This window comes from Actinomadura syzygii (assembly GCF_008085905.1).
Taxonomy (GTDB): Bacteria; Actinomycetota; Actinomycetes; order Streptosporangiales; family Streptosporangiaceae; genus Spirillospora; species Spirillospora syzygii.
The window spans coordinates 424,950-446,932 of record NZ_VSFF01000008.1 but is presented as its reverse complement, the minus strand read 5'-3'; the positions used below and the strand labels follow the sequence as shown (position 1 = coordinate 446,932).

23 protein-coding genes are annotated in these 21,983 nt (G+C 71.4%); 9 read left to right on the top strand and 14 right to left on the bottom strand.

Going from position 1 to position 21,983, the window contains the following annotated elements:
* Positions 1–15: 15 nt before the first annotated feature.
* From FXF65_RS22545 to FXF65_RS22535, 4 genes are all read right to left on the bottom strand, one after another.
* Positions 16–1,611: an alpha/beta hydrolase gene (locus tag FXF65_RS22545; protein ID WP_148351972.1), complete on the bottom strand. Its 1,596-nt coding sequence runs from the start codon at positions 1,609–1,611 to the stop codon at positions 16–18.
* Positions 1,612–1,697: 86 nt separating this feature from the next.
* Entirely contained in the window at positions 1,698–2,222 is a 525-nt protein-coding gene (locus FXF65_RS22540; RefSeq protein WP_148351971.1) for a DUF892 family protein, read from the bottom strand.
* A gap of 13 nt (positions 2,223–2,235) precedes the next feature.
* Positions 2,236–2,367 carry a hypothetical protein gene (locus FXF65_RS45930; protein ID WP_281288931.1) on the bottom strand — a complete coding sequence of 44 codons (132 nt, stop codon included), beginning with the start codon at positions 2,365–2,367 and terminating at the stop codon, positions 2,236–2,238.
* Between the two features lie 125 nt (positions 2,368–2,492).
* Entirely contained in the window at positions 2,493–3,038 is a 546-nt protein-coding gene (locus tag FXF65_RS22535; protein ID WP_246199015.1) for a DUF6084 family protein, read from the bottom strand.
* A 183-nt stretch (positions 3,039–3,221) separates the two neighbouring features.
* On the opposite strand from FXF65_RS22535, the gene FXF65_RS22530 reads away from it, so the two are divergent.
* Positions 3,222–4,256: an aldo/keto reductase gene (locus tag FXF65_RS22530; RefSeq protein WP_148351969.1), complete on the top strand. Its 1,035-nt coding sequence runs from the start codon at positions 3,222–3,224 to the stop codon at positions 4,254–4,256.
* Positions 4,257–4,266: 10 nt separating this feature from the next.
* Here FXF65_RS22530 and FXF65_RS22525 read toward each other — a convergent pair whose 3' ends face one another.
* Positions 4,267–4,851, bottom strand: coding sequence for a TIGR03086 family metal-binding protein (locus FXF65_RS22525; RefSeq protein WP_148351968.1), 585 nt, complete (start codon positions 4,849–4,851; stop codon positions 4,267–4,269).
* Between the two features lie 142 nt (positions 4,852–4,993).
* On the bottom strand, positions 4,994–5,848 hold the full coding sequence (locus FXF65_RS22520; RefSeq protein WP_148351967.1) for an SAM-dependent methyltransferase: 855 nt from the start codon (positions 5,846–5,848) through the stop codon (positions 4,994–4,996).
* 128 nt (positions 5,849–5,976) lie between these two features.
* Here FXF65_RS22520 and FXF65_RS22515 point away from each other — a divergent pair, with 128 nt between their 5' ends.
* Positions 5,977–6,975 (top strand): sigma-70 family RNA polymerase sigma factor, encoded by a 999-nt coding sequence (locus tag FXF65_RS22515; RefSeq protein WP_222868677.1) that lies wholly within the window; start codon positions 5,977–5,979, stop codon positions 6,973–6,975.
* A gap of 12 nt (positions 6,976–6,987) precedes the next feature.
* Here FXF65_RS22515 and FXF65_RS22510 read toward each other — a convergent pair whose 3' ends face one another.
* The 3 genes from FXF65_RS22510 to FXF65_RS22500 all read right to left on the bottom strand — a co-directional run bounded on the left by FXF65_RS22510 (position 6,988) and on the right by FXF65_RS22500 (position 10,470).
* A complete protein-coding gene (locus tag FXF65_RS22510) occupies positions 6,988–8,334 on the bottom strand; it encodes a cytochrome P450 (RefSeq protein WP_148351965.1) in 1,347 nt (448 codons plus the stop codon).
* A gap of 109 nt (positions 8,335–8,443) precedes the next feature.
* Positions 8,444–9,748, bottom strand: a complete 1,305-nt coding sequence (locus FXF65_RS22505) for an NAD(P)/FAD-dependent oxidoreductase (RefSeq protein WP_148351964.1) — start codon at positions 9,746–9,748, stop codon at positions 8,444–8,446.
* A 77-nt stretch (positions 9,749–9,825) separates the two neighbouring features.
* Positions 9,826–10,470 (bottom strand): hypothetical protein, encoded by a 645-nt coding sequence (locus FXF65_RS22500; protein WP_148351963.1) that lies wholly within the window; start codon positions 10,468–10,470, stop codon positions 9,826–9,828.
* A gap of 297 nt (positions 10,471–10,767) precedes the next feature.
* On the opposite strand from FXF65_RS22500, the gene FXF65_RS22495 reads away from it, so the two are divergent.
* Positions 10,768–11,256, top strand: a complete 489-nt coding sequence (locus FXF65_RS22495; protein ID WP_148351962.1) for a winged helix-turn-helix transcriptional regulator — start codon at positions 10,768–10,770, stop codon at positions 11,254–11,256.
* Between the two features lie 59 nt (positions 11,257–11,315).
* Entirely contained in the window at positions 11,316–12,431 is a 1,116-nt protein-coding gene (locus tag FXF65_RS22490; protein WP_222868676.1) for a WD40/YVTN/BNR-like repeat-containing protein, read from the top strand.
* Between the two features lie 93 nt (positions 12,432–12,524).
* Here the strand turns inward: FXF65_RS22490 and FXF65_RS22485 are convergent, their stop codons facing one another.
* Positions 12,525–13,883 (bottom strand): sensor histidine kinase, encoded by a 1,359-nt coding sequence (locus FXF65_RS22485; protein WP_148351961.1) that lies wholly within the window; start codon positions 13,881–13,883, stop codon positions 12,525–12,527.
* An 81-nt stretch (positions 13,884–13,964) separates the two neighbouring features.
* Positions 13,965–14,558: a CGNR zinc finger domain-containing protein gene (locus tag FXF65_RS22480; RefSeq protein ID WP_222868675.1), complete on the bottom strand. Its 594-nt coding sequence runs from the start codon at positions 14,556–14,558 to the stop codon at positions 13,965–13,967.
* Positions 14,559–14,670: 112 nt separating this feature from the next.
* On the opposite strand from FXF65_RS22480, the gene FXF65_RS22475 reads away from it, so the two are divergent.
* The 4 genes from FXF65_RS22475 to FXF65_RS22460 all read left to right on the top strand — a co-directional run bounded on the left by FXF65_RS22475 (position 14,671) and on the right by FXF65_RS22460 (position 19,712).
* Positions 14,671–15,552 carry a DMT family transporter gene (locus FXF65_RS22475; RefSeq protein WP_148351960.1) on the top strand — a complete coding sequence of 294 codons (882 nt, stop codon included), beginning with the start codon at positions 14,671–14,673 and terminating at the stop codon, positions 15,550–15,552.
* Between the two features lie 1,013 nt (positions 15,553–16,565).
* Positions 16,566–17,159 carry a carbonic anhydrase gene (locus tag FXF65_RS22470; RefSeq protein WP_148351959.1) on the top strand — a complete coding sequence of 198 codons (594 nt, stop codon included), beginning with the start codon at positions 16,566–16,568 and terminating at the stop codon, positions 17,157–17,159.
* A 44-nt stretch (positions 17,160–17,203) separates the two neighbouring features.
* Positions 17,204–18,658, top strand: a complete 1,455-nt coding sequence (locus tag FXF65_RS22465; protein WP_148351958.1) for a SulP family inorganic anion transporter — start codon at positions 17,204–17,206, stop codon at positions 18,656–18,658.
* A gap of 421 nt (positions 18,659–19,079) precedes the next feature.
* On the top strand, positions 19,080–19,712 hold the full coding sequence (locus tag FXF65_RS22460) for a DUF4360 domain-containing protein (RefSeq protein ID WP_148351957.1): 633 nt from the start codon (positions 19,080–19,082) through the stop codon (positions 19,710–19,712).
* A gap of 16 nt (positions 19,713–19,728) precedes the next feature.
* Here FXF65_RS22460 and FXF65_RS22455 read toward each other — a convergent pair whose 3' ends face one another.
* On the bottom strand, positions 19,729–20,136 hold the full coding sequence (locus FXF65_RS22455) for a nuclear transport factor 2 family protein (protein ID WP_148351956.1): 408 nt from the start codon (positions 20,134–20,136) through the stop codon (positions 19,729–19,731).
* A 126-nt stretch (positions 20,137–20,262) separates the two neighbouring features.
* On the opposite strand from FXF65_RS22455, the gene FXF65_RS22450 reads away from it, so the two are divergent.
* Positions 20,263–20,841: a TetR/AcrR family transcriptional regulator gene (locus tag FXF65_RS22450; protein WP_148351955.1), complete on the top strand. Its 579-nt coding sequence runs from the start codon at positions 20,263–20,265 to the stop codon at positions 20,839–20,841.
* Positions 20,842–20,888: 47 nt separating this feature from the next.
* On the opposite strand, the gene FXF65_RS22445 is transcribed toward FXF65_RS22450, so the two are convergent.
* Together FXF65_RS22445 and FXF65_RS22440 are read right to left on the bottom strand one after the other, a co-directional pair.
* A complete protein-coding gene (locus FXF65_RS22445) occupies positions 20,889–21,359 on the bottom strand; it encodes a YfbM family protein (RefSeq protein ID WP_148351954.1) in 471 nt (156 codons plus the stop codon).
* Positions 21,360–21,616: 257 nt separating this feature from the next.
* The gene (locus FXF65_RS22440) at positions 21,617–21,925 is read right to left on the bottom strand and encodes a hypothetical protein (RefSeq protein ID WP_148351953.1); all 309 of its coding nucleotides are present in this window, start codon (positions 21,923–21,925) and stop codon (positions 21,617–21,619) included.
* Positions 21,926–21,983: the final 58 nt, after the last annotated feature.

The following is a 21,983-nucleotide window of genomic DNA, read 5'->3' as shown; positions in this document are numbered from 1 at the left end:
CTCGCTCCGCTGCGGTCATCGGGACGCCCCCGGCTTCGGGCAGTCGATGTCGGCGGCGGGCAGGACGCCGGTGCGCAGGTAGGCGTTGACGGCGTCGTCCGCGCAGGGCACGGGCGTCAGCCCGTCGATGCCGCGCGCGTACACGCCGTGCGAGCGGATGTCGGCGGAGAGCAGCCGCGAGCCTTTCAGCGCCCGGTGCAGGGAGACGGCGCCCGGATAGGGGACGTTGTTGTCGCGCCTGGCCTGCAAGATCAGCACCGGGACCCCGTTGTCGATCGCGGTGCCCGACTCGCGCGGCTTCGTCTTCCAGAACGGGCACGGGAAAATGGCGTTGGCCGTCGCCGCGAACACCGGCTGCGTGCGCCGGGCCTGTTGGATGCTCCGCCAATACTGCTCGGGATCGGACGGCCATCCCCCGGCCGGCCAGCCGCCGTCCCCGCAGAAGACCGCGTTGCCGCCGTTGAACAGGTTGTCCAATGCCGGGTCCGGCTTGCTGAACAGTTCGAGCCACATCTTCAGCTCGGGAATGGGCTGGACCTGCCGCCCCTCGGCCGCGTCCACGAAATTGCGCACGGACCGCGCGAGAAGCTCGTTGTCCTCCTCGTTGTTGACGAACTGGCGCGTGAGGAGGCCCAGTATGTTCGCGTCCACGTAATGGTCGCCGAGCCGGAGCGGGCCCCGGTCCACGCGGGCGCTCAGCCGCTCCACCGTCTTCCGGACCTGGCGGGGCGTCGTGCCGAGGCGGTACTCGGCGGCGCGCTCGGACGTCCACGCGGCCCACTCGTCCAGGGCGCGCTCCTGCGCCGGTCCCCCGGCCTGGAAGTTCTCGTACTGCGTCTTCGTCGGGTCGGTGACGCTGTCGATCACGATCCGGTCGGAGCGCCGCGGGAACATCTGCGTGTACACCGCGCCCAGGTCCCCGCCGTAGGAGGTGCCGAAGTACGACAGCTTGCGTTCACCCAGGACGGCGCGGATCAGGTCCATGTCGCGGGCGACGTTGCGGCTGGACGCGTGCGGCAGCAGCGCGGCGTTGTTCCCGTGCTCGTAGCAGCGCTGCGCGGTCTCCCGCGCGCTCCGGACGGACGTCTCGAACGCCTCGCGCCGCGAGTGCGTCTCCTGCACCTTCGGGGAGAGACCGCAGTAGATCGGGGTGCTCCGGCCGATGAAGCGCGGGTCGAAGCCGATCAGGTCGTAGCGGCCGGCCGCGTCCTTCATGACGGGCCGCAACGAGGCCGTGTAGTCGAGGCCGGGCCCGCCGGGCCCGCCCGGGTTGGTCAGCAGGATGCCGCGCCGGTGCGCCTTGTCCGTCGCCTTGATCCGCGAGACCGCGAGCTTGATGGTGGCGCCGTCCGGGGCGGCGTAGTCGAGCGGGACGGTCAGCTCCGCGCACTGCGCTCCCGCTTCCTTCAGGTCGGCGGCGTCCTCCGGGCACGCGCCCCAGTCGACGCGCTGCCCGACGAACTCGGCCAGGCCGCCGCCGGGCCCGGGGCCTCCGGACGGCGCGGCCGATGCCGTGCCCGCCCAGACGCCCGTCCAGGCGACGGCCCCGGCGAGGCCGAGCGCGGCGACCGCCACGGCGGCGCGCGGGACTGCGAAACGTTGGATGATCATGCATACGATTCCACCGCGCCAAGCGGCGGTGGGTCATTACGGCTGGCTCCTAACAAGATGGTGGGGACAGCCCCACCACCCGGCCCTCACCGGTCGTCGGGACGCGGCGCCGGCGGAACGTCCCGGACGCCGTGCTGCCGGAGCGACATCTCCACCGCGAGGTCCCACAGCCCGGACAGTTCGCGCGACATCGCGTACGCGTCGTCGCACATCGCGGCCGCGACCCGCGCCGTCTCCGGGTCGCCCGCGCGCTCGGCGACGCGGCGCAGCATCTCCCCCGCGGCGATCTGCAGGTGGGCGGCGACGTAGGCGTCCCGCATGTGCCGTCCGGCGCGGTCGCCGCGGCTGCGCCCGAGCGCGGCCTCGGCGACCGCCGCGAACAGCATTCCCGCGTCCCGGACGATGGACGGCGCGGACCCGTGCGCCCGCAACCGCGCCTCCACCTCCCGCGTGTGCGCCCGGCACCGCTCGGCGAAATGGCCGAGCGGCCGGCACATCGCGGGCTCTCCGGCCGCCGTGGTCAGCATCTCGCTGAGGGCGGCCTCCACGTGCTCCTGAAGGGCGTGCGCGTCCTTCAGGTAGCCGACGAGCTGGCGCTCGATCGTGGTCATGCGCCGGGCCCGCTCAGGCGGACTTGCGCCCGCGGCTCCGGCGGCGCGCCGGGACCTCCTTCGCGGCCACGGCTAGCACCGCGACGGCGAACAGGGCGATCGTCAGCCGCAGCAGCGCCGGGCCGACTCGCTTCCCCTTCCTCATGTCCTTTCCTCCCCCCTGCGAACTCGTGCGTGTTTCCGTTGACCGGCCGACGGCCGGACGTCTTCGTCACCGCGTTTCCCCCCGGCCCTGTCACCCGGACGAACCGTCACCCGGACGGCCGTCGTTCACCTGGACGGCTCGTCCAGCCTGGGGCGGGCGTCGCGGCGGTCCGCGAGGTCCCGCCAGGTGCGGACGGCGAGCAGCCCGGCGGCCTCGTGCCGCCAGGGCGCCTGCCCGGTGCGCGCCGACCCGTCCCCGCCGGGGTAGAACACCGTCCCGTCGAAGGCGAGGTCGAGCGGGACGTGCCCGCCCTGCAGCGCGCCCAGGTACCGTCCGGCCGCGTCCGGCATGCCGTGCCCGCACGGCAGCGCGATCGCCGTCTCGGTCCCGCCGCGGAACGTCGGGACGGTCGCGCCGACCCGCGCCCACGGCAGCCCGCCCGGCGGCCAGGTCGCCGGGGGGCCGAGCACCGCGGCGAGCCTGTCCCGCTCCGCGTCGTCGTAACCGCGGCGGCCCGCCGCGATCGTCACGGTCGCGGTGAGCAGGACGCACTGGACGGGCCCGCCGTCCAGCCGCCGCAGCCGGAGCCGCAGGCTCGGCGCCGGCGCCGAGCCGGACGTCCCGGCCTCGATCCCGAGCAGGTCCACGCCGAGTTCCGGCGGCCCGTTCATGATCGTCACGACTGCGGGCTGCCCGGCGCGCGGGCCCCGAAACACGTCCCGGCCCTGGCCCCCGCGAACAATAGGGAGATTTTCCGGTGCCATGCCGGACACCGGGCGATGCGGCGGTCTTGACCTTGAGCGCACTCCAGCGCGTAACGTCCTGGACGTCCGCCAACCGAGAGGGTTGTCCGCATGCAGTACCGCAAGCTCGGCCGTACCGGTGTCGAGGTCAGCACCCAGTGCTTCGGCGCGATGATGTTCGGCTCGATCGCCGAATCCGATCAGGGCGAGTGCGAGCGCATGCTCTACCGCGCGCTCGACGCCGGGATCAACTTCATCGACACCGCCGACATGTACTCGCGCGGTGACAGCGAGGAGATCCTCGGCCGCGCGCTCAAGGGGCGCCGGGACGACGTCGTCCTCGCCACGAAGTTCTTCAACCCGATGGGCGACGACCGCAACATGCGGGGCGGGTCGCGCCGGTGGATCTTCCGCGCCGTCGAGGACAGCCTCCGGCGGCTCGGCACCGACCACATCGACCTGTACCAGATGCACCGCTACGACTGGAACACCGACATCGACGAGACCCTCGGCGCGCTGGACGACCTCGTCCGGCAGGGGAAGGTGCTCTACCTCGGCTCCTCGTCCTTCCCCGCCGACTGGATCGTCGAGGCGCAGTGGTCGGCCGACCGCCGCGGGACGGCGCGGTTCGTCTGCGAGCAGCCGCAGTACTCGATCTTCGCGCGGTCGATCGAGGTGGACATGCTGCCCGCGGCCCGGCGGCACGGGATGGGCGTGATGCCGTGGAGCCCGCTCGCGGGCGGCTGGCTGACCGGCAAGTACCGGCGCGGCGAGCCGACTCCGGCGGGCGCCCGGTTCGGCTCGGACGGGATCATGGGCGCGTCCCCGCGCGGCATCGAGAACGACCCGTCGGTGCCCGTCCGGTACGACGCCGTCGAGCGGCTCACGAAGATCGCCGACGACGCGGGCCTGTCGCTCACCCATCTCGCGCTCGCGTGGGTCGGCGAGCACCCGGCGATCACGTCCACGATCATCGGGCCGAAGACGCTCGCGCAGCTCGACGAGCTGCTCGGCGCCGCCGACGTCCGGCTCGACGCCGCGACGCTGGACGCGATCGACGAGGTCGTCCCGCCCGGCAAGGACATGCCGAGCATCAACCACCTGACCGGGAACCCGTCCCTCCAGCCGGAGAACCGCCGCCGCTGAGCGGCCCCCTTCAGTTCAGGGGGCGGCGGCCGAGGAAGGCGACCAGCCGGTCCCCGGGCGAGGCGCCCGGGGCCGGCTCGACGGGCTCGGCGAACAGCGGCCGCCGCACCTCCGCCGGGACGACGATCGGGCACACCCGCAGCAGTTCGCCCGCCAGCGGCTCCGGGATCGGCTTGCGGCGGCCGGACGCCTGCGCGATGTCCCAGCCGTGCACCGCCACCTCGATCGCGCCCGCCGCCTCCATCAGCTCGCCCGCGACGTGCCGGTCGCCGACGTCCACCCGCTCCGGCGCCCCGGACGCCCGCAGCAGCCGCACCGCCCGCACCCGCACCGCCGACACCGGGTCGTCGTCCAGCAGGACGCTCGGGTCCGGCTCCAGCGCGACCTGGCCGGTGCTCATCCCCTCGTGCAGGGCGGCGAGGGAGTCGCGCAGGTGCAGCAGGAGCGCTTCGAGGTCCCACAGTTCGCACGGCGTCGGGCGCGCCATCATGCCGGGCGTGATCCCCTGGACGGAGGTCAGCGCGAAGCCGATCGCCCGTTCGAGCGGGCCGCCGTCCCGCGGGGCGGGCCGGGTCGCACTCGTCCGCTCGTGCATGGGGCGCTCCAATCGTGGTGCCGGGCCTCACCAGATTGGACCGCCGCGACCGTCAAAAGTCATCGCCGGACGTGCGGCGGTGGAGATCGTCCAACATCCGGCGGGGGCGGCGTCCGGCGCCGCCCCCGGGTGACCGCCGAGGTCAGGGCTTGCGGAGGACGCCGCCGTACTCGCACATGTCGCGTCCCATCTTCGACGCGCCCTCGAACGCCGCCAGCTCCGCCGGGACGGGCGGCAGCGGCGGCTGGTCGGGGTCCGGCCGCCAGTGCAGCAGGTTGTCCAGGCCCGGCTCGACGGGTTCGAGACCGTCCACGAGCAGGGCGTCGACCTCCTCGCGGCTGCGGTTCTGCCACGGGATGCCCGCCGCGTTCATGCGCTCGTCCAGCTCGGCGGCCCGCGCCGGGTCGGAGATGACGATCTGGGAGAACGCGAGGTGGCTGCCGGGGACGGCGCGGTCCATCACGGTGTGCAGGATGCGGTGCGGGCCGTCGGCGTCGAGGAGGTGGTGCCCGACGGACAGGAACAGCACCGCGAGCGGCTCGTCGAAGTCGATCAGCCGCCGCACGTCCGGGTGGTCGAGGAGCCTCTCCTGGTCGCGGAAGTCGGCGGTGATCACGACGGTGGAGCCGTCGCCCGCGAGCAGCGCCCTGGCGTGCACGAGCACGATCGGGTCGATGTCGACGTAGACGACGCGCGCGTCCGGCACGAAGCGCTGCGCGACCTGGTGGACGTTGTTGTCGGTCGGCAGCCCGCAGCCCATGTCGAGGAACTGCCGGATCCCGGCCTCCTGCGCCAGGTACCGGACGGCCCGGTACAGGAACAGCCGGTTCTGCCGGGTGATGTCGATCGACTCGGGGAAGACGGGCGCGGTCTGGAGCGCGAAGTCGCGGTCGACCTGGTAGTTGTCCTTGCTGCCGAGGGCCCATCCGTACACGCGGGCCGAAGCGGGCACGTCGTCTCGGATCTCCACCGGCTGCGGCTCACGGTCGGCGTCCACCAGTCGCTCCCGTCTCGGGGGGAAAGATCACCCTACGTTAGCGTGCGCTGGGCGGTCAGCCGGGATTGTCCCGATTTCTCGCGGGTATGGCTGACCTACCGGACGCTCAGGCCGAAGGGGGCAAGGCCATGGTTCGGAGCAGAACCGAGGGGCGCGGCAGGGCCGAGCCGTACGGGCCGGACGACGAACCGGACCTGGTCGGCCAGTACCTCACCCAGATCGGCCGGACGGAGTTGCTGACCGCCGCCGAGGAGGTCGAACTCTCCAAACGGATCGAGGCGGGCGTCTACGCCCGGCACCTGCTCGACACGGAGGGTGGCGGCACGGACGACGGCGGCACGGGCGGTGGCGACGAGAGCGTCGGCGCCGCCGGGGACCGCGCCGAACTGGAGGCGGTCGCGGGCGACGGGGAGCGCGCCAAGGACCACATGATCCGCGCGAACCTGCGGCTGGTGGTGTCGACCGCGCGCAAGTTCCCCAACCGGGGGATGTCGTTCCTCGACCTCATCCAGGAGGGCAACCTCGGGCTGATCCACGCGGTGGAGAAGTTCGACTACGCGCGGGGCTACAAGTTCTCCACCTACGCGATGTGGTGGATCCGGCAGGCGATCGGGCGCGGCCTCGCCGAGAAGGCCCGCACGGTGCGGCTGCCCGCGCACGTCGTCGAGGACCTGTCCAAGCTCACCCGGATCGAGCGGGCGCTGGAGCACGCGGGCACGGAGCCGACGGACGAGCGGGTCGCGGCCGAGGCGGGCGAGACCGTCGAGAAGATCGTCTCGCTGCGCCGGGTGGCGCGGGACGTCGTCAGCCTGGACACCGTCATCGGCCGGGACGACGACACCCGGGTCGGCGACCTGATCGCGGACCCGGCCGCCGCCGGGCCCGACCTGGTCGAGTTCCAGCAGCTCGCGGCGGAGGTCCGGGCGATGGTCGACCGGCTGCCGCCGCGCGAGGCGGTGATCCTCACGCTCCGGTACGGGCTGAACGACGGCCGCCCGCACACGCTGCAGGACATCGCGGACCACATCGGGCTGACGCGGGAGCGGGTCCGCCAGCTTGAGCAGCAGGCGCTCGCGCAGCTCCGCGACCCCCGGCACGGCGAGGCGCTGCTCACCTGGGTGAGCTGACCGCCGCGCCTTTCAGCGCGGGCTGATGTCCATTCGGATGTCCTCGGCGGCCCACAGGACGAAACGCTCGATGGGCATGACGTTCTGCCCATGTGTCGGTCGGAAGCGGAACCTTTTCAGCAGAATGGCGAGGACGAGTTGCGCCTCGACCATCGCGAGCACGGATCCCTCGCAACTGCGCGGCCCGAGCCCGAACGGGATGTAGGCGAAGCGGGGACGCCCGGCGGACGCCTCCGGCGTGAACCGTCCGGGGTCGAACCTATGCGGCTCGGGCCAGTACTCGGGGTTCATGTGGACGGCCCAGAACGGGTAGAAAATGGTCGTGCCCGCAGGGACGGCGTAATCCCCGATGATCAGGTCTTCGGTGGCCTCGCGCGCCCCGTACGGGCCGGGCGGGTAGAGGCGCATCGACTCCCTGAGCACCGAGTCGAGATAGGTCAGCTTCTTGAGGTCGCCGTATTCGGGGACGTCGCGATCGCCCAGCACCCGATCCGTTTCGGCGGCGACGCGTTCGGCTTCGTCCGGGTGCCGGGACAGGAGGTGGAGCGTCCAGGAAATGGCGACGCCGGTGGTGTGGTGGGCGGCCAGCATCGTCATCAGCACCGAGTCGCGGATGCGCGCCGGGGACTCGCCCGCCGCCACCAGCGCCGCGATCATGTCGCTGCGGTCGGCCTCGGCCGGGTTCGCGCGGTGCGCGGCGAGCACCCGGTCGACGGTCGCGCGCAGGTAGGCGAGCGCCTCGTCCGCCCTGGTCGCGCCGCTCTCACCGGTTTCGGGGGCGTCCACGTGGTAGAGCCGGGCGAGGTGCTCGGTGAGGACGTCCTCGAACGCCGTCACGACCCGTCCGGCGGACTCGTCCGAGTCCAGGCCGCTGCCGAGCGCGTATTCGCAGATCATGCGGAGCGACAGTTCGCTCAGGTCCTTTTGCAGTTTCACCGGGCCGTCGGCCGCGTGCTCCGCCCACCGGTCGGCCAGTTCGGAGGTCAGCGCGGTGAAGCGCGTGAAATGCGCCTCGTGCGACGGACGTCCGGCCAGCACCGACAGCATCACGCGCCGCCACGGTCCGTGTTCGTCGGCGGGAATGGTCTGCAGGTTGCCCGACTCCTGGAGGGGCGCGAGGAACTCGAACAGCTTCTCCGGCCGTTTGTTGATTCCCGCCGTGGCCTCCAGCAGCACCGGGTCCGCGACCGATACCGCGAGGCCGGCGCCGGGCAGCGGGAAACGCACCACGGGCCCGTATTCGGCGTGCAGCATGAGCTGGTAGTTGTGCAGCCCGCCCGCCGCGACAATGGCGGCGGCTCCGTCGTCGGTCGCGGGCGGTCCGGGGATCCGCGCCGGGGTGGTGCCGTCGCCTCGCATGTGCGCTCTCCCGCGTCGGGACTTCGGTCCGCGTGATTCTCACATGATCCACGTCCGGCCGCAGGGAAACCAGTCCGGCGTCCCCGGAATTCGAGGCGCCGGACGGAATTCAGTGCGGAATCAGCGGGATCTCCGGCGCGGCCGTCTCCAGCGGGACGGTCGGCGACCGCACCAGCCCGAGCTGGACGAGCTGCCGCGGCAGCACCGCGTTCAGCGCCCAGTCGGCGGCCGTCCGGACGCGGTTCCCCGGCAGCGACAGCAGGTGGTAGCCGCGCGTGGCGACCTTCGCGGCCGGGCCCGACAGCGCGACGCCGAGCGGGTTCGCGGCGGCCTCCGCGCCGCCGAGGTCGACGGCGAACCCGAGCTCGTGGTGCCGGTAGGGGCGCAGTACGCCCGTCCCGTAGGTGGCCGCGACGTTGCGGGCGGCCTGCCTGCCCTGCCGGACGGCGTGCTGCGCGGTCATCGGCGTCGCCTCGCCCGGCCGGTCCGGGTCCGGGACGGCGGCGGCGTCGCCGCACGCGAAGATCTCCGGGTGGCCCGGGACGTTGAGGTAGGAGTCCACGACCAGGCGGCCCCGCGCGGTCTCCAGGCCGAGCGACTCCACCAGCGGGTCGGGACGGACGCCGACGCACCAGATCAGCGACCGGGTCGGCACGTCGCGGCCGTCGGTCAGCCGCACCCCGTCCCGCGTCGCCGCCTCGACCGACGTGCCCATCCGGACGTCGACGCCGCGCCGCCGCAGCACGCGGTCCGCCGTGCGGGACAGGCGCTCGTCGAGTTCGGGCAGGACGCGGGGTGCGACGTCCAGCAGCATCCAGCGCGGCGGGTCGTCGCGCAGCCGGGGATGGCGGCGGCACAGCGCCGCGGTGAGCAGGACGCCGTGCGCCGTCACCTCCACGCCGGTGTAACCGGCGCCGACCACGACGAACGTGCGGCGCGCCGCGCGCTCGGCGGGATCCTCGGCGGCGTCGGCCAGCTCGGTCTGCCTGATCACGTGGTCGCGCAGGTAGAGCGCCTCGGGGATGCCCCGGAACCCGTGCGCGTTCTCGGCCACGCCGGGGATCGGCAGCAGCTTGTTGACGCTTCCGGCGGCGAGCACGAGGCGGTCGTAGCGGAGTTCGCCGCGCCCGTCCTCGGGGTCGGAGTAGCGGACGGTGCGGGCGTCCACGTCGATGCCGTCCGCCTCGCCGAGCACGAGCCGCACCCCCGGCAGCGCTCCGGTCAGCGACACCGCGACCCGGCGCGGGTCGAGCAGGCCCCCGGCGACCTCGGGCAGCAGCGGCATGTAGAGGAAGTAGTCGGTCGGGTTCAGCACCACCAGGTCGGCCCGGCCGCGGGCGAGCCGCGCCAGCGTGCGGGCGGCGTGGAACCCGGCGAACCCCGCCCCGACGATCACGATCCTCGGCCGTCTCACGCCGTCCCCCTCCCGGCGGGCCCCTCCCGGACTGTGACCCGAATACCCGAAGGACGTCCCGGAAAACCGCGTCCCCGCTAGTCGGCGGGCCTCTCCGATCCCGCGTCGGGTTCCCCTGATTCAGCAGCGGACGCCGCTGATTCCGCGTCGGATTCAGCGGCGGATTCAGCGGCGGATTCAGCGGCGGATTCAGCGGCGGATTCAGCGGCGGGCTCGGCCCATTCCGCGTCGGGCTCGGCCCATTTAGCGGCGCGTTCGGCGAGGTCGCGCCAGATGATCTGGCGCATGCGGTCCCGGTCGGCGTCGTCCTCGGCGAGCAGGCCGACGAGGTGCTCGACGCCGTTCTCGGCCGTCTCGGCGACGCCGTCCACGGTCGGGCGCATGGCGAGCGCGACGCCGCCGTCGTCCAGCAGGGTCGCGAGGGCGCGGTGGTGCGCGGGCGATCCGGTGACCGGGTCGCCCCCGGCCAGCCCCGCGCCGATGCCGAGCAGCGCCCGGCGCGCGGACGCGCGGGTCAGCGCCGGTCCGCCGAGCCGCTCCCCGAGCAGCCGCCGGATCGCGGCGGCGCGCGACTCGCCGTCCAGCCGGGCCTCGTCCACGCGGGCGGTGAGGTCGCCGCCGAGCCGGACCGGGACGGGCCTGCCGACGTCGAGCCGGGGTACCGGGCCCGGCCGGGCGGCGGCGGTCTCGGGGGTCCCGGCGGGGCGCGGCGGCTCGTCCACGGTCGGCCTCCTCTGCTGATTCAATGTTCAATCAATTGTCACGCTTCGGCTTTCGCGAATCCCATCGAACATTAACCGGGAGGCCCCGACAACCCCGCATTTCTGAAACGCTCCAATTAGTGTCCGAGGCGTCACGAGGAGAACTCGGCGAGTGACAAAGAATGGCATTCGGCGCCCGCGCTTCCCGCATCAGGCCAGGCCGGTGCGGGGACGGGGCGCCCGCTCCGGTACGATCGCCGGTCCGCTCTTGTAGGCTGGAATTACCGCTTCGGGTTTGCAAGCAGACGGAGAGGCGAGATGAGGGACGGACCGCGGTCGGGCTGCCCGATCAACGCGACGGTCGAGATCTTCGGCGACCGGTGGAGCCTGCTCGTGCTGCGCGACATCATGTTCGCGGGCCGCCGCCACTTCCGCGAACTGCAGGCGGGCTCGGAGGAGCGCATCGCGTCCAACATCCTGGCCGACCGGCTGAAGCGGCTGGTCCACGACGGCCTGCTCACCCGCGACGACGCCGGGCCCGGGCAGCGCGCCACCTACAGCCTGACCGAGGCGGCCGTCCAGCTCGTCCCCGTCTTCGTGCACCTCGGCGCGTGGGGGGTGCGGCACCGTCCGACGACCGAGGGGCTGCGCGTCCGCGCCGAGCTGCTCGAACACGGCGGCCCGGGGATGTGGTCCGACTTCATGGACGAGCTGCGCGAGACGCACCTCGGCGTCCCGCGCCCCGACCCGGCGGCCCCGCCGGTCGCCGAGCGGCTCGAAGCCGCCTACCGCGCGGCGGTCAACTGACGCTCATCCGCCTCATCCGGGTCTGGACGGCTTGATCATCGTTCGTTAGCTTGCGCGGTATGAAGCCGATGCGGGCGTTCGCCCGGAAGATGTCGTTCGCCGGTGTGTGCGCGGTCGTGGGCGCGTCCCTGCTGACGCCCGGGACGGCGTACGCGCAGGACGTCCGGGGCGCGAGGCCGCAGCCCGTCATCGGCGGCCCGTCCTGGCGGCTCACCCCGACCGGGTCGGACGCCCGGTTCCGCGGCCTCGCCGCCGTCGGCCGCAAGACGGCCTGGCTGGCGGGCAGCGGCGGGACCGTCCTGCGGACGACCGACGGCGGCGGCACCTGGCGGAACGTCGCCCCGCCCGACGCGGCGGGCCTGGAGTTCCGCGACGTCGAGGCGTTCGACGCGAACCGGGCCGTGGTGCTCGCGATCGGCGAGGGCGAGGCGTCCCGCGTCTACAGCACGTCCAACGGCGGCCGGACATGGACGCTCGGCTTCAAGAACGACGAGCCCAAGGCGTTCTACGACTGCGTCACCTTCTTCGACTCCCGGCACGGCCTCGCCATGAGCGACCCGGTCGACGGCCGGTTCCGGATCATCTCCACCAGCGACGGCGGGCGCTCCTGGCGCGTCCTCCCGCCGAAGGGCATGCCGCCCGCGCTGGAGGGCGAGGCCGGGTTCGCCGCCAGCGGCCAGTGCCTGGTCAGCCTAGGCAAGAAGGACGTCTGGCTCGCCAGCGGCGGCGGCGCCCGCTCCCGCGTATTCCACTCCGGCGACCGCGGCCGCACCTGGACCGTCGCCGACACCCCGCTGCCGAGCAGCCCGTCGCAGGGCGTGTTCGGGGTGGCGTTCCGCGACTCCCGGCACGGGATCGCGGTGGGCGGCGACTACCGTCCGGGCGAGCCGTCCCCGACCGCCGCCGCGACGACCAGCGACGGCGGGCGCACCTGGCGCGCGGCGGACCGTCCGCCCGCCGAGTACCGGTCCGGCGTCGTGTGGCCGCGGTTCAGCGGCCCGGTCGCGCTGGCCGTGGGCCCGACCGGCAGCGACCTCACGCTGACCGGCGGCCGGTCCTGGACGCGGTTCGACGCGGGCAGCTTCGACACCGTCGACTGCGCCCCGGACGGCGCCTGCTGGGCGGCGGGCGAGAAGGGCCGCGCCGCCCGCCTCACCGTCTCCGTCACCGAGTAGCGGCGCCCGCGGCGTCTTCGACCCGGCGAGCTGCGCTCCTCGGCGCAGGCGCTGTCCGTGACCCTCGCCTCCGGCGCCCTCCTTCCCCAGCGCCTAGGGCGCGGGCGGGTCTTGGGCGAGGGGGAGGGTCAGGACGAAGCGGGCGCCGGACGGGCTGTCCTGGATGGTCAGGGAGCCGCCGTAGACCTCGGCGATCTCGCGGGCTATGGGGAGGCCGAGGCCGGTGCCGTGCGGGTCCCTGCCGCGCGATTCGGGGAGACGGGAGAAGCGCTCGAAGACCCTCTCGCGCTCGTCCTCGGGAACGCCCGAGCCGTCGTCGAGCACCTCCAGGCGGGCTTGCCCGCCCTCCCGTGCAACGGTCACCTCGATGGCCGATCGGGCGTGGCGGTCGGCGTTGTTCAGCAGGTTGTGCAGCACCCGGCTCAGCCGTACCGGGCTGGCCCGGACGCGCACGTCCGGTTCCAGCCGGGTCGTGATCGGTTTGCCGGGGCCGCGGCGCTCGATCTCCCGGCGCGTCAGCCGGGACAGGTCGAGCGACTCGATGGGCATCGGGGCCAGCGAGTCCAGTCGGGCGAGTTCCAGCAGATCGTCCACGATGGCCCCGAGCCGCTCGACGTCGGTCAGGGCCGCGCGCATCGCCGGCCGCAGCTCGTGGTCGTCGGGGTCGTCGAGCGCGACCTCCAGCCGTGTCCGCAGCCCGGCGATCGGGTTGCGCAGGTCGTGCGAGGCGTCGGAGGTGAACCGGCGCTCACGGGTGGCCGCCTCCTCCAGCCGCGCGAGCGTGTCGTTGACGGTGTCGGCGAGCCGCCGGAAATGCCCGCCGGTCTGCGGGACGGGGACGCGGCGGCTCAGGTTGCTCGCCCTGATCTCCGACATCTCCTCCTGGATGCGGTCGACCGGTTCCAGCGCCAGCCCGATGGCCCGCCACGTCCACCAGCCGATCAGCGTCAGGAACGCCGCGAGGAGCAGCGACAGAAGCAGCGACAGCGCCCACACGCTCGTCAGCACCGGCAGCGGCGAGCCGGCGAGCACCATCACGTTCCGCCCGTACGCCGACTCCCTCATCCGGATCCCGTACACCCACGCGCACCGGTCGAGGTAGCCCGGGCACACCTTGGTGTTGATCAGTTCGGTGTCGTCCGGCACCACCAGCGCGGGACGTCCCCGCATCTTCGCGCTGGCCGCGATGACCCGTCCGTCCAGCGTCTCGACCTGGATCAGGTCCGACTGGCCCTTGCCGACCGGGACGGGATCGCTCCGCAGGCCACGGTCGATGTCGAAGATCAGCTCCTGAACGGTCCGCTCGGTCTGGTCCTGGCTCCGGTTCCTGAACCAGTCGCGCATGACCCGTCCGGTCAGGGAGAGCGCGAGGGCGAGCAGGACCGCCGAGACGAGGACGGTCACCAGGGTCGCGCGGGCCCGCACCGAATACCGCGTGCCCGATCGCCGCATGCGTCGCCTGCCCTCCCCCAACTCGCCCCGCGAACACTTCATTACCGAGTGTAGTTGTCAGGTTCGGAGGCGGAAGGCCGATCAGCGGTTGGTTCTGACCGTTCGGCGGTGCTGCGCGGCCTTGGCGCGGTTGCCGCAACCCGCCATGGAGCACCAGCGCCGCCGTCCGCCCGGCGACTTGTCGACGAAGCGTCCGCTGCAGTCCGGGCCGGGGCAGATGCGCAAGGTGCGGCGGGCGTCGGTACCGAGCAGCTCGGCGGCGTCGGCGGCGACGCGGCACAGCGCGGTGACGGCGTCCCGCGGGTCGAACCGCCGCTCCAGGGCGGGAACCCCGGAGCGCAGGACGAGGTGAGGCCGCGCCGGGCCGGCGGGCCGGTCCAGCCAGTGGTTGAGGACGTCCACGGCATCCCCGGGGACGGGCTCGTCGGCGACCGTCGCCCGGATACCCGCATCGACGGCTTCCCGGAGGTGCAGGGCGGCGTCGAACTCCGCGCCCGCGACGCCGACGCCCGTGGAGGTCAGCTTCGCGGCCGCCAGCCATGCCGCCAGATCGTCCGGCGCCTTCAGCAGCTCGCGTCCGCCCGCGAACCGGTACCGGCGGGTGTTCACGAAGTCGGTGCTCAGCCGCCCCCCGTACCAGACCCACTCGCGATCTCCGACCGCCTCCATGGACATAACCACATGATAGGTTACCCCTTCGATAACCGTATATACGGTTACTCACCCGGGGCCGGGACGAGGGGACGCTCATGAAGCACGAGCCGCAGCCCGGACACGAGGTGCCGCAGTGACGTCGACGATCCCCGAGGAGGTCGAGCCGCAGGCGGACGAGCGGTTGTCCGGAGTCCTGCTGATGCTCGGCTCGGCGGTGTCGTTCAGCACGATCGGCCTGTTCACTCGGGCGGTCTCGCTCCCCCTGGCCGACCTCCTCTTCATCAGAGGACTGTTCGGCACCCTCGCGATCTGGGTCGTCGCCCGCCTCTTCACCCGCCGGCGCGTCCTCGACCGGGCCAACTTCCGTTGGCCGTCCTTGTGCGTGGCCGGCCTCTTCACACTCGGGATGACGAGCCTCGTCGCCGCCTACCGAGTGGGAACGGTCGTCAATGTCTCGGTCGTCTACGCGATGATCCCCCTGGTCATCGGCCTGTTCCAACTGGTGTTCCTACGGCGGCGGACGTCGCCGGTCTTCTGGACGTGCGGCCTGGGAGTCGTCGCGGGCGTCGCCATCATGACCGGCGGCGGGCTCAGTACGGGCGACGCGGCGGGCATGGCGCTCGCCCTGCTCATGACCGTCTGCGTGGCGGCCATCATCATGATCACACGCGCGCACCGGGACACCCCGATGCTGATCGCCTCCGGCATGGCATGCCTGCTGAGCAGTGCCGTGGCGGCCCCGTTCGTCAGCGGCTACCGCTTCGACCCCCGCGACTTCGCGGTCTCCGCGCTCTTCGGGGCCGTGACCTTGGGGCTCGGCCGGGTGTTCCTGATCCTCGGGTCGGGCCGGGTGCCGTCCGGGGACGCCGCGCTGATCGACGTACTGGACGCCCCCATGACCCCGATCTGGACGTGGGCCGTCCTCGGCGAGGCCCCCTCGAAGCACGGAGCGGTCGGCGGCTGCGTCGTCCTCCTCGCAGTGCTCGCAGGAGTACACGTCAACCGCGAGCACTGACCACAGCGCTTCCGAACGAAGACGCGAAACAAGGTCCACACGAGGACGGATTGTTCGGTCAACCCTTCGATGTGCCCGGTGAAGATGCGCTCGATTCACGACAATTGGGTCAGAACCATTTCAATTGGCCGTCGCCAGGTGAACCCGAAATACATTCATCCCTAGCGGCGTCGAAGAGCTCACAGTTATGCCGAGGAACTTTCAAGTTCGCACGAATCCTGCGAGTTCAGCGACCCCGGGCCAGCGGAACGGCCGTATCCGCAAGATCGATCCCGCTCGGCCCGCCGCGCCCCTCCGCGCCTTGACCAGGGTGTTCGCCGCCTTGTTCAGGCTTCCGCGGCGATCGCGAGGCGCTGGACTGTTCCCATCTGCGCCTTCATGCTCGCGGTCCACTCATTACGCGCTTTTTATACTCGGCTTGGCACTCTTGCCGCGGGCCGATCGTCAAAATGAATGGCGACACTCGGAGATCATCTCGCTACCGCGGAGTAGGGTTCGGAGGGGAGGGCGGGCGTGTCGGAGAACAGGCGTCCGGTACGTGCCGTCGCGGCACTGCTGGCCGCCGTCGTGGCGCTGTTGTTCTTCTCCCATACCGCCGCCGCGTCCGACCCGCATCTGCTTGCGGGAGCGGTCGTCTCCGAGGCGCAGATGTGCGACGCCCCCTCCCGGTTCGAGGAGGCTCCCGGGCATTTGGGGCGGGTGCTCAGGCATGGCTCGTCTCTGAACCTGTCGGCGCCGCGAGGTCCCGGGACGTTGCGCCCGCCGGTAGCACCGTGCGCTTGCGGGCCTTGCCTGCGGATGCCGTGCGAGCCGGTCGGAAAGCCCCCGTCACCTGCCGCGCTGCAGGTCCTCCGCTGCTGACGGACACTCCCCGTTCCTCGTCCTCTTGAAGCCGTCCGCTCCTGGCGTGCCGCTGGTTCGCGGACGCGCCAGGGCGTGCCCGGACGCCGGGCCGGGTCCGTCCCGAACTCACGACACCGACGCGCCGCATCGGCGCGCAGGAGGCACCTGACATGCGCTCCCTCATCGACCACGCCCGCTCCTACCACCGCCGCGCCGCCGGCGCGCTGGACCGGCTGGCCGCCGGCCAGGCGCCGGAGGCCCTGTTCATCACCTGCTCCGACTCACGTGTCGTCCCCTCACTGATCACCGGAGCCAAGCCGGGTGAGCTGTTCGAGATGCGTACCGCGGGCAACATCGTTCCCCCGTACCGCCCTCAGCGGCCGTCCGGCGAGGCGGCCACCGTCGAGTACGCGGTCGAAGTGCTCGGCGTCGCCGACATCGTGGTGTGCGGCCACTCCCACTGCGGAGCGGTGGGCGCCCTGGTCCGCGGGGACGACCTGACGGCCGTCCCCGCCGTCCGGAACTGGCTGGCCCAGGCGGCCTCCCCGTTCCCGCAGGACGGCGACGGCGGGCAGCCCGCCGCGGATCTCGCCGGTCCCGTGCAGCGTCACGTCCTGGTGCAGCTTCAGCGGCTGCGCGGCTATCCGGGCGTCGCCCGCCGCCTGGACGAGGGGCGGTTGCGGCTGCACGGCTGGTTCTACGAGGTCCACACCGGGCTGGTGTGCGAGCACCGGCCCGGCGACGACGCCTTCCTGCCGCTGTGAACCGCTCCCGCCCCCACCAGACCTCGCCCCCTGCCAAGGACCTCATGAATCCCGCCATCCCGCGGCACGACATCGCCGCGTCCCTCGTCGTCTTCCTCGTCGCCCTCCCCTTGTGCGTGGGCGTGGCCGTCGCCTCCGGAGTGCCCGCCGAACTCGGCCTGGTCACCGGCATCGTCGGCGGCCTGGTCACCGGCCTGCTGCCCGGCAGCAGCCTCCAGGTCAGCGGACCCGCCGCGGGCCTGACCGTCCTCGTCTACGAGGCCGTCGAGACCTACGGCCTGCCCGCCCTCGGCGCGATCGTGCTGGCCGCGGGCCTGCTGCAACTGCTGCTCGGAGCGCTGAGATTCGGGAGCTGGTTCCGCGGCATCTCGACCGCCGTGGTCGAGGGGATGCTCGCCGGCATCGGCCTGGTCATCATCGCCGGGCAGCTGTACGCCATGGCCGGCGCCGCCGCGCCCGCGTCGGGCATCGGAAAGATCGCCGGTCTGCCCGGGCTCGCCGGTGACCTCGCCACCTCCGCCACGCTGTGGCCCTCGTTCGCCATCGGCGCGGGCACCGTGGCGTTGCTGCCGCTGTGGCAGCGCCTGCCCGCCAAGGCGCGCGTCGCGCCGGGCGCGCTGGTGGCGGTCTCCCTGGCCACCGCCGTCACCTGGCTGCTGGGCCTCCAGGTGAAGACGGTCGAGGTCCGCGGCCTGATCGACTCCGTCCAACCGCCCGGAACCGACGTGTTCGCCGCGCTCGGCCCCGGCGTGATCGGCACCGTCCTGGCCTTCACCCTCATCGCCTCCGCCGAGTCGCTGTTCAGCGCGGCGGCGGTGGACCGCATGCACGACGGCCCGCGTACCGACTACAACCGGGAGCTGATGGCCCAGGGCGCGGGCAACATCGTCTGCGGGACCCTCGGCGCCCTGCCGATGACCGCGGTGATCGTCCGCAGCGCCACCAACGTCCAGGCCGGCGCCAGGACCAAGGCGTCCCGGGTCCTGCACGGCGTGTGGCTGCTGCTGTTCGCCGCCCTGCTGCCGGCCGTCCTCGCGCTCATCCCCATCGCCGCGCTCGCGGGTGTCCTGGTCTACGCCGGGGTCAAGCTCATGCCCGTCGAGCAGTTCCCCGTGCTGTGGCGCGCCCACCGCGGGGAGGCCGTCATCCTCGCGGCGACCGCCGTGGCCATCGTCACCATCAGCATGTTCGAGGGTGTCCTCATCGGTCTCCTCCTGTCCGTGGTCAAGGCCGCCTGGCAGACCTCGCACATCAAGCTGGAGGTGACGGACGAGGGCACCGGCCCCGTCCACGCTCACCTGTCGGGCAACGCCACCTTCCTGCGACTGCCGAAGATCCTGGACGACCTGGAGACACTGCCCAAGAACCGGCCCATCGAGCTGGACCTGACCGGACTTCACCACCTCGACCACACCTGCCGCACCGCCCTGACCACTTGGACCGAACAGCACAACGCCGAAAGCACTGAGCAGGTACGGATGTCCCCCGCCCTCACCTGACCCCCCGCCGCCGGGAATGGCCCCGGCACAACCGGCAGCGCTGCCGCACCCGCCCCTCGGGCGCGGCAGCGCTCCGCCCCTCCTCGCGGTCCTGACATCGCGTCCTGCTCCCGGGGGGCTGCCGACAGCCATTTCGATCAAGAGGTCCGGGAAGGATGAGGAAGTCCAGAGTCACTTAAGAGGATGTTTCGTGCGGATGAGACAGGACACCGCGATCAGATGGGCGAGATCAGGTGAGATATGGACGGATGTCAAGAAAAGTGAAGACAGAAAGCGAGTCGAAAAAGACGACGTTGACCCGCTTCCCGAGTTGAGAATACCGTCGATGATGATCTACGGCTGGGAGCGATAGCGGCTTCGAGATTTCGGCCGAGGCGACCAGCGGACCGGACCCATCCTAATTTACCTGGAAGTCCAGGCCATGATGATTGTCAAACGAACGGCGATTGTGTTGGCGGGCGCTTTTGGCTTGCCCGTTCTGACGGCCCTCCCCGCGGCCGCGGACCCCATACCGGACGGTGTCAGCGTCGACGTGGTCGGCGTCAACGGCTCCGGCTGCCTCGCCGGGACGTCGTCGGTGGTGATGTCCAAGGACAAGACCTCCTTCACCGTCACCTACAGCGATTTCGTCGTCTACGCCGGCGGTGACGCGCCGCCGTCGGCCTCGCGCAAGAATTGCCATATCACTGTGCGGGTCAACGGCGCGGACGACTACAGCTACTCCGTCCTCGGCGTCAACCACCGTGGCTTCGCCCGGCTGGAGATGGAAGCGACCGGGGAAGAGCGAACGCACCTCTACTTCCAGGGAGGCTCTTATCCGGAGCCGATCGGCCGCACGTTCCAGGGCCAGTACATCTTCGAATGGCAGTCGGAGGACTGGGTCAGCCCGCGAGCCATGGTCTGGAAGCCATGCGGTGAGGACCGCGACCTCAACATCAACACCGAGCTGCGGGTGAAGGCGGAAGGCTCCGGCGCCGCCAAGACGAGCCTCATGTCAATGGACGCCACCAACAGCAGCGCGAGATACCTCTTCGTGTGGAGGCATTGCCCCTGAACGCCGTCCAGCCGAATTAACCTCGTCCGCCCAGGGGCGTGCGGTGCGCGCGGACCTTGCGGTGGCTGATCCGCCAGCCGCGCGGGGTGCGCAGGACGGCGTCCTCGTACGTCACGCTCCCGGTGGTGCCGTCGGCGTTGACACCGATCCCCTTGGACCGCGCGTGCACCCGGTCGTGGGCGATCTCGGTGAGGACGACGTTGGTGACGTGATGGCCGACCGGGTTGAGCTCCCCCAACGCACGTCCTGCGGCGGCGCAGGCCGCGACGCCGAGCAAGGGCTCCTGCCCGAAATCCGAGACGTCGTAGACGACGTCGGGGGTGAAGACCTCGTCCAGCCGGTCCAACTCCCCGCTGTCGCAGAGGTGGCCGTGCATGGAGATCAGCTCGGTGACCGCGACGCGGTCGTCGGCGGTGAAGGTCATCGCTCCTCCTGAGACGGCCCCGGCAGGTGCTCATCCTCGCCCGAAACGAACCGGGGACGTCCCCGGTCACCGTCTCGACTAAGCTAAGCGGGGAAGTCCCCGTTTAGCAACCCAGGAAGATCAGTGATGACGCCCCCCGCCAAACGGGCGCGCCGCGCGGACGCCGAGCGGAACGCCCGGCTGCTGATGGCGGCGGCCAGGGCGCTCTTCGACGAGCGCGGTCCGGACGTCGCCCTGGACGAGGTGGCCCGGCGGGCGGGCGTCGGCAACGCGACCCTCTACCGGCACTACCCCACCCGCGGTGACCTGCTCACCGCGGTCTACGCCGACGAGATCGCCGCGCTCTGCGACCGAGGCGACGCCCTGCTACGTGACCAGGCCCCCGGTGAGGCGTTCTTCACCTGGCTGCGAGCCTTCACCGTCCACGTGGCGACCAGACGGACGCTGGCCTTCGCCGGTACCGACAGCGGCAGCGAACGACGCACCGAGTTGTTCGCCCGCTGGCACACCTCGTTGACCTTCACTGCGGAGAAGTTGCTCTCCGAAGCCCAGGAGGCGGGCACCGTCCGCCCAGACCTCACCGTGACCGAGATACTGGCGCTTGCAAACGCGGTCGCCGTCTCAGCAGAGACCGATGTCAACCGGGTACACCGCCTAATCGACCTCCTCCGCCACGGCCTCAGCGGACCCGCTGCCCCCGACTAAAACACCGGACGGCATTCGAGGACACCACGGGCCCATGAAGGCGCCCCTCAGGTGGCGGTGAAAATGACCGCGCGGTCGGCCTTGGCGGCTCGCTGATAGAAGTTCTGGACGTCCACGAAATTCGTCCAGATGTACTCAAAGACCTCAGGGCCGTGCGCCCCGTCATAGCCGCTGGACCCCAAGGCGTCACACTGCCTCCGCAACCAGTCCCTGCCCAGAGGCCGAAGGGCTTCGGCGACGTCACGCACCTCGGCCACGGACACATGCACCACGTAGATCTCCGTATGCAGATGACGGCCACCGAGCACGGCATGCGAAAGCGGATAGCCCTCATAGTCGAGCGTGCCGTCACCCAAGCACCGATGGATGTCCTCCCACGCCTTGTCAGTGTCGACCTTGAGGTCATCGTCCCGCCAGTTCTCCTCGAGCTCTTCGAGAAGCTCCGCCACCGCGTCCTCATCCCTCGCCAACAGGGCCCGCTCCTGCTCGCCAGTGATGGCGAAATGCACTCCCAACATGACCAGCGATCGTACGCACCCAGGGAGCGGCGTTCCCGCCGATGACGTCGGCCGGTGCCGGTCTCTTGGGGCGATGCCACCGGCGACGGTGGCCAGGAGGGAGAGAAATATGGTCGAGGTTGCCCGGGTGAAGGGACATCAACGTCCTCGTTTCCTCCAGGAACAGAACGGAGCCGCCCCATGGCGGCCATGGGGCGGCTCGGCGTTTCACGGGTTCACCAGCGGAACTCAGATCCCTCTAGTGCCAGTTGCCGGCACTAGGCGGCGTAACCATCCCAAACATAATTGCCGCCTGAGAGACCCCACCAGCGATTGCCTTTTTCATTCTTGCACCACCCGGTAACCCAGAGATATTCATCACGGGTGAGCACCCATACGACGGGATTCGCTCCGTAGGGGCCTGTATGCGCCTTGGCGCCCTTCACGAACTTCTTTTGCCCGGTCTCGTAATGCATGGGGCATGAAGGCGGAAAAGAGTTCGGACTGGCGTTGGCGGGGACGCTCGGGGCGACGATGGCGCCGGTGGCGACCAGTAAGGCCACAGCGGCGCGAACGTAGTTCTTCATGGAGAGGTCTCCTGTCATTCGAGATGAGCGATTCCGATCTACGGCAAAAGCTACTTCG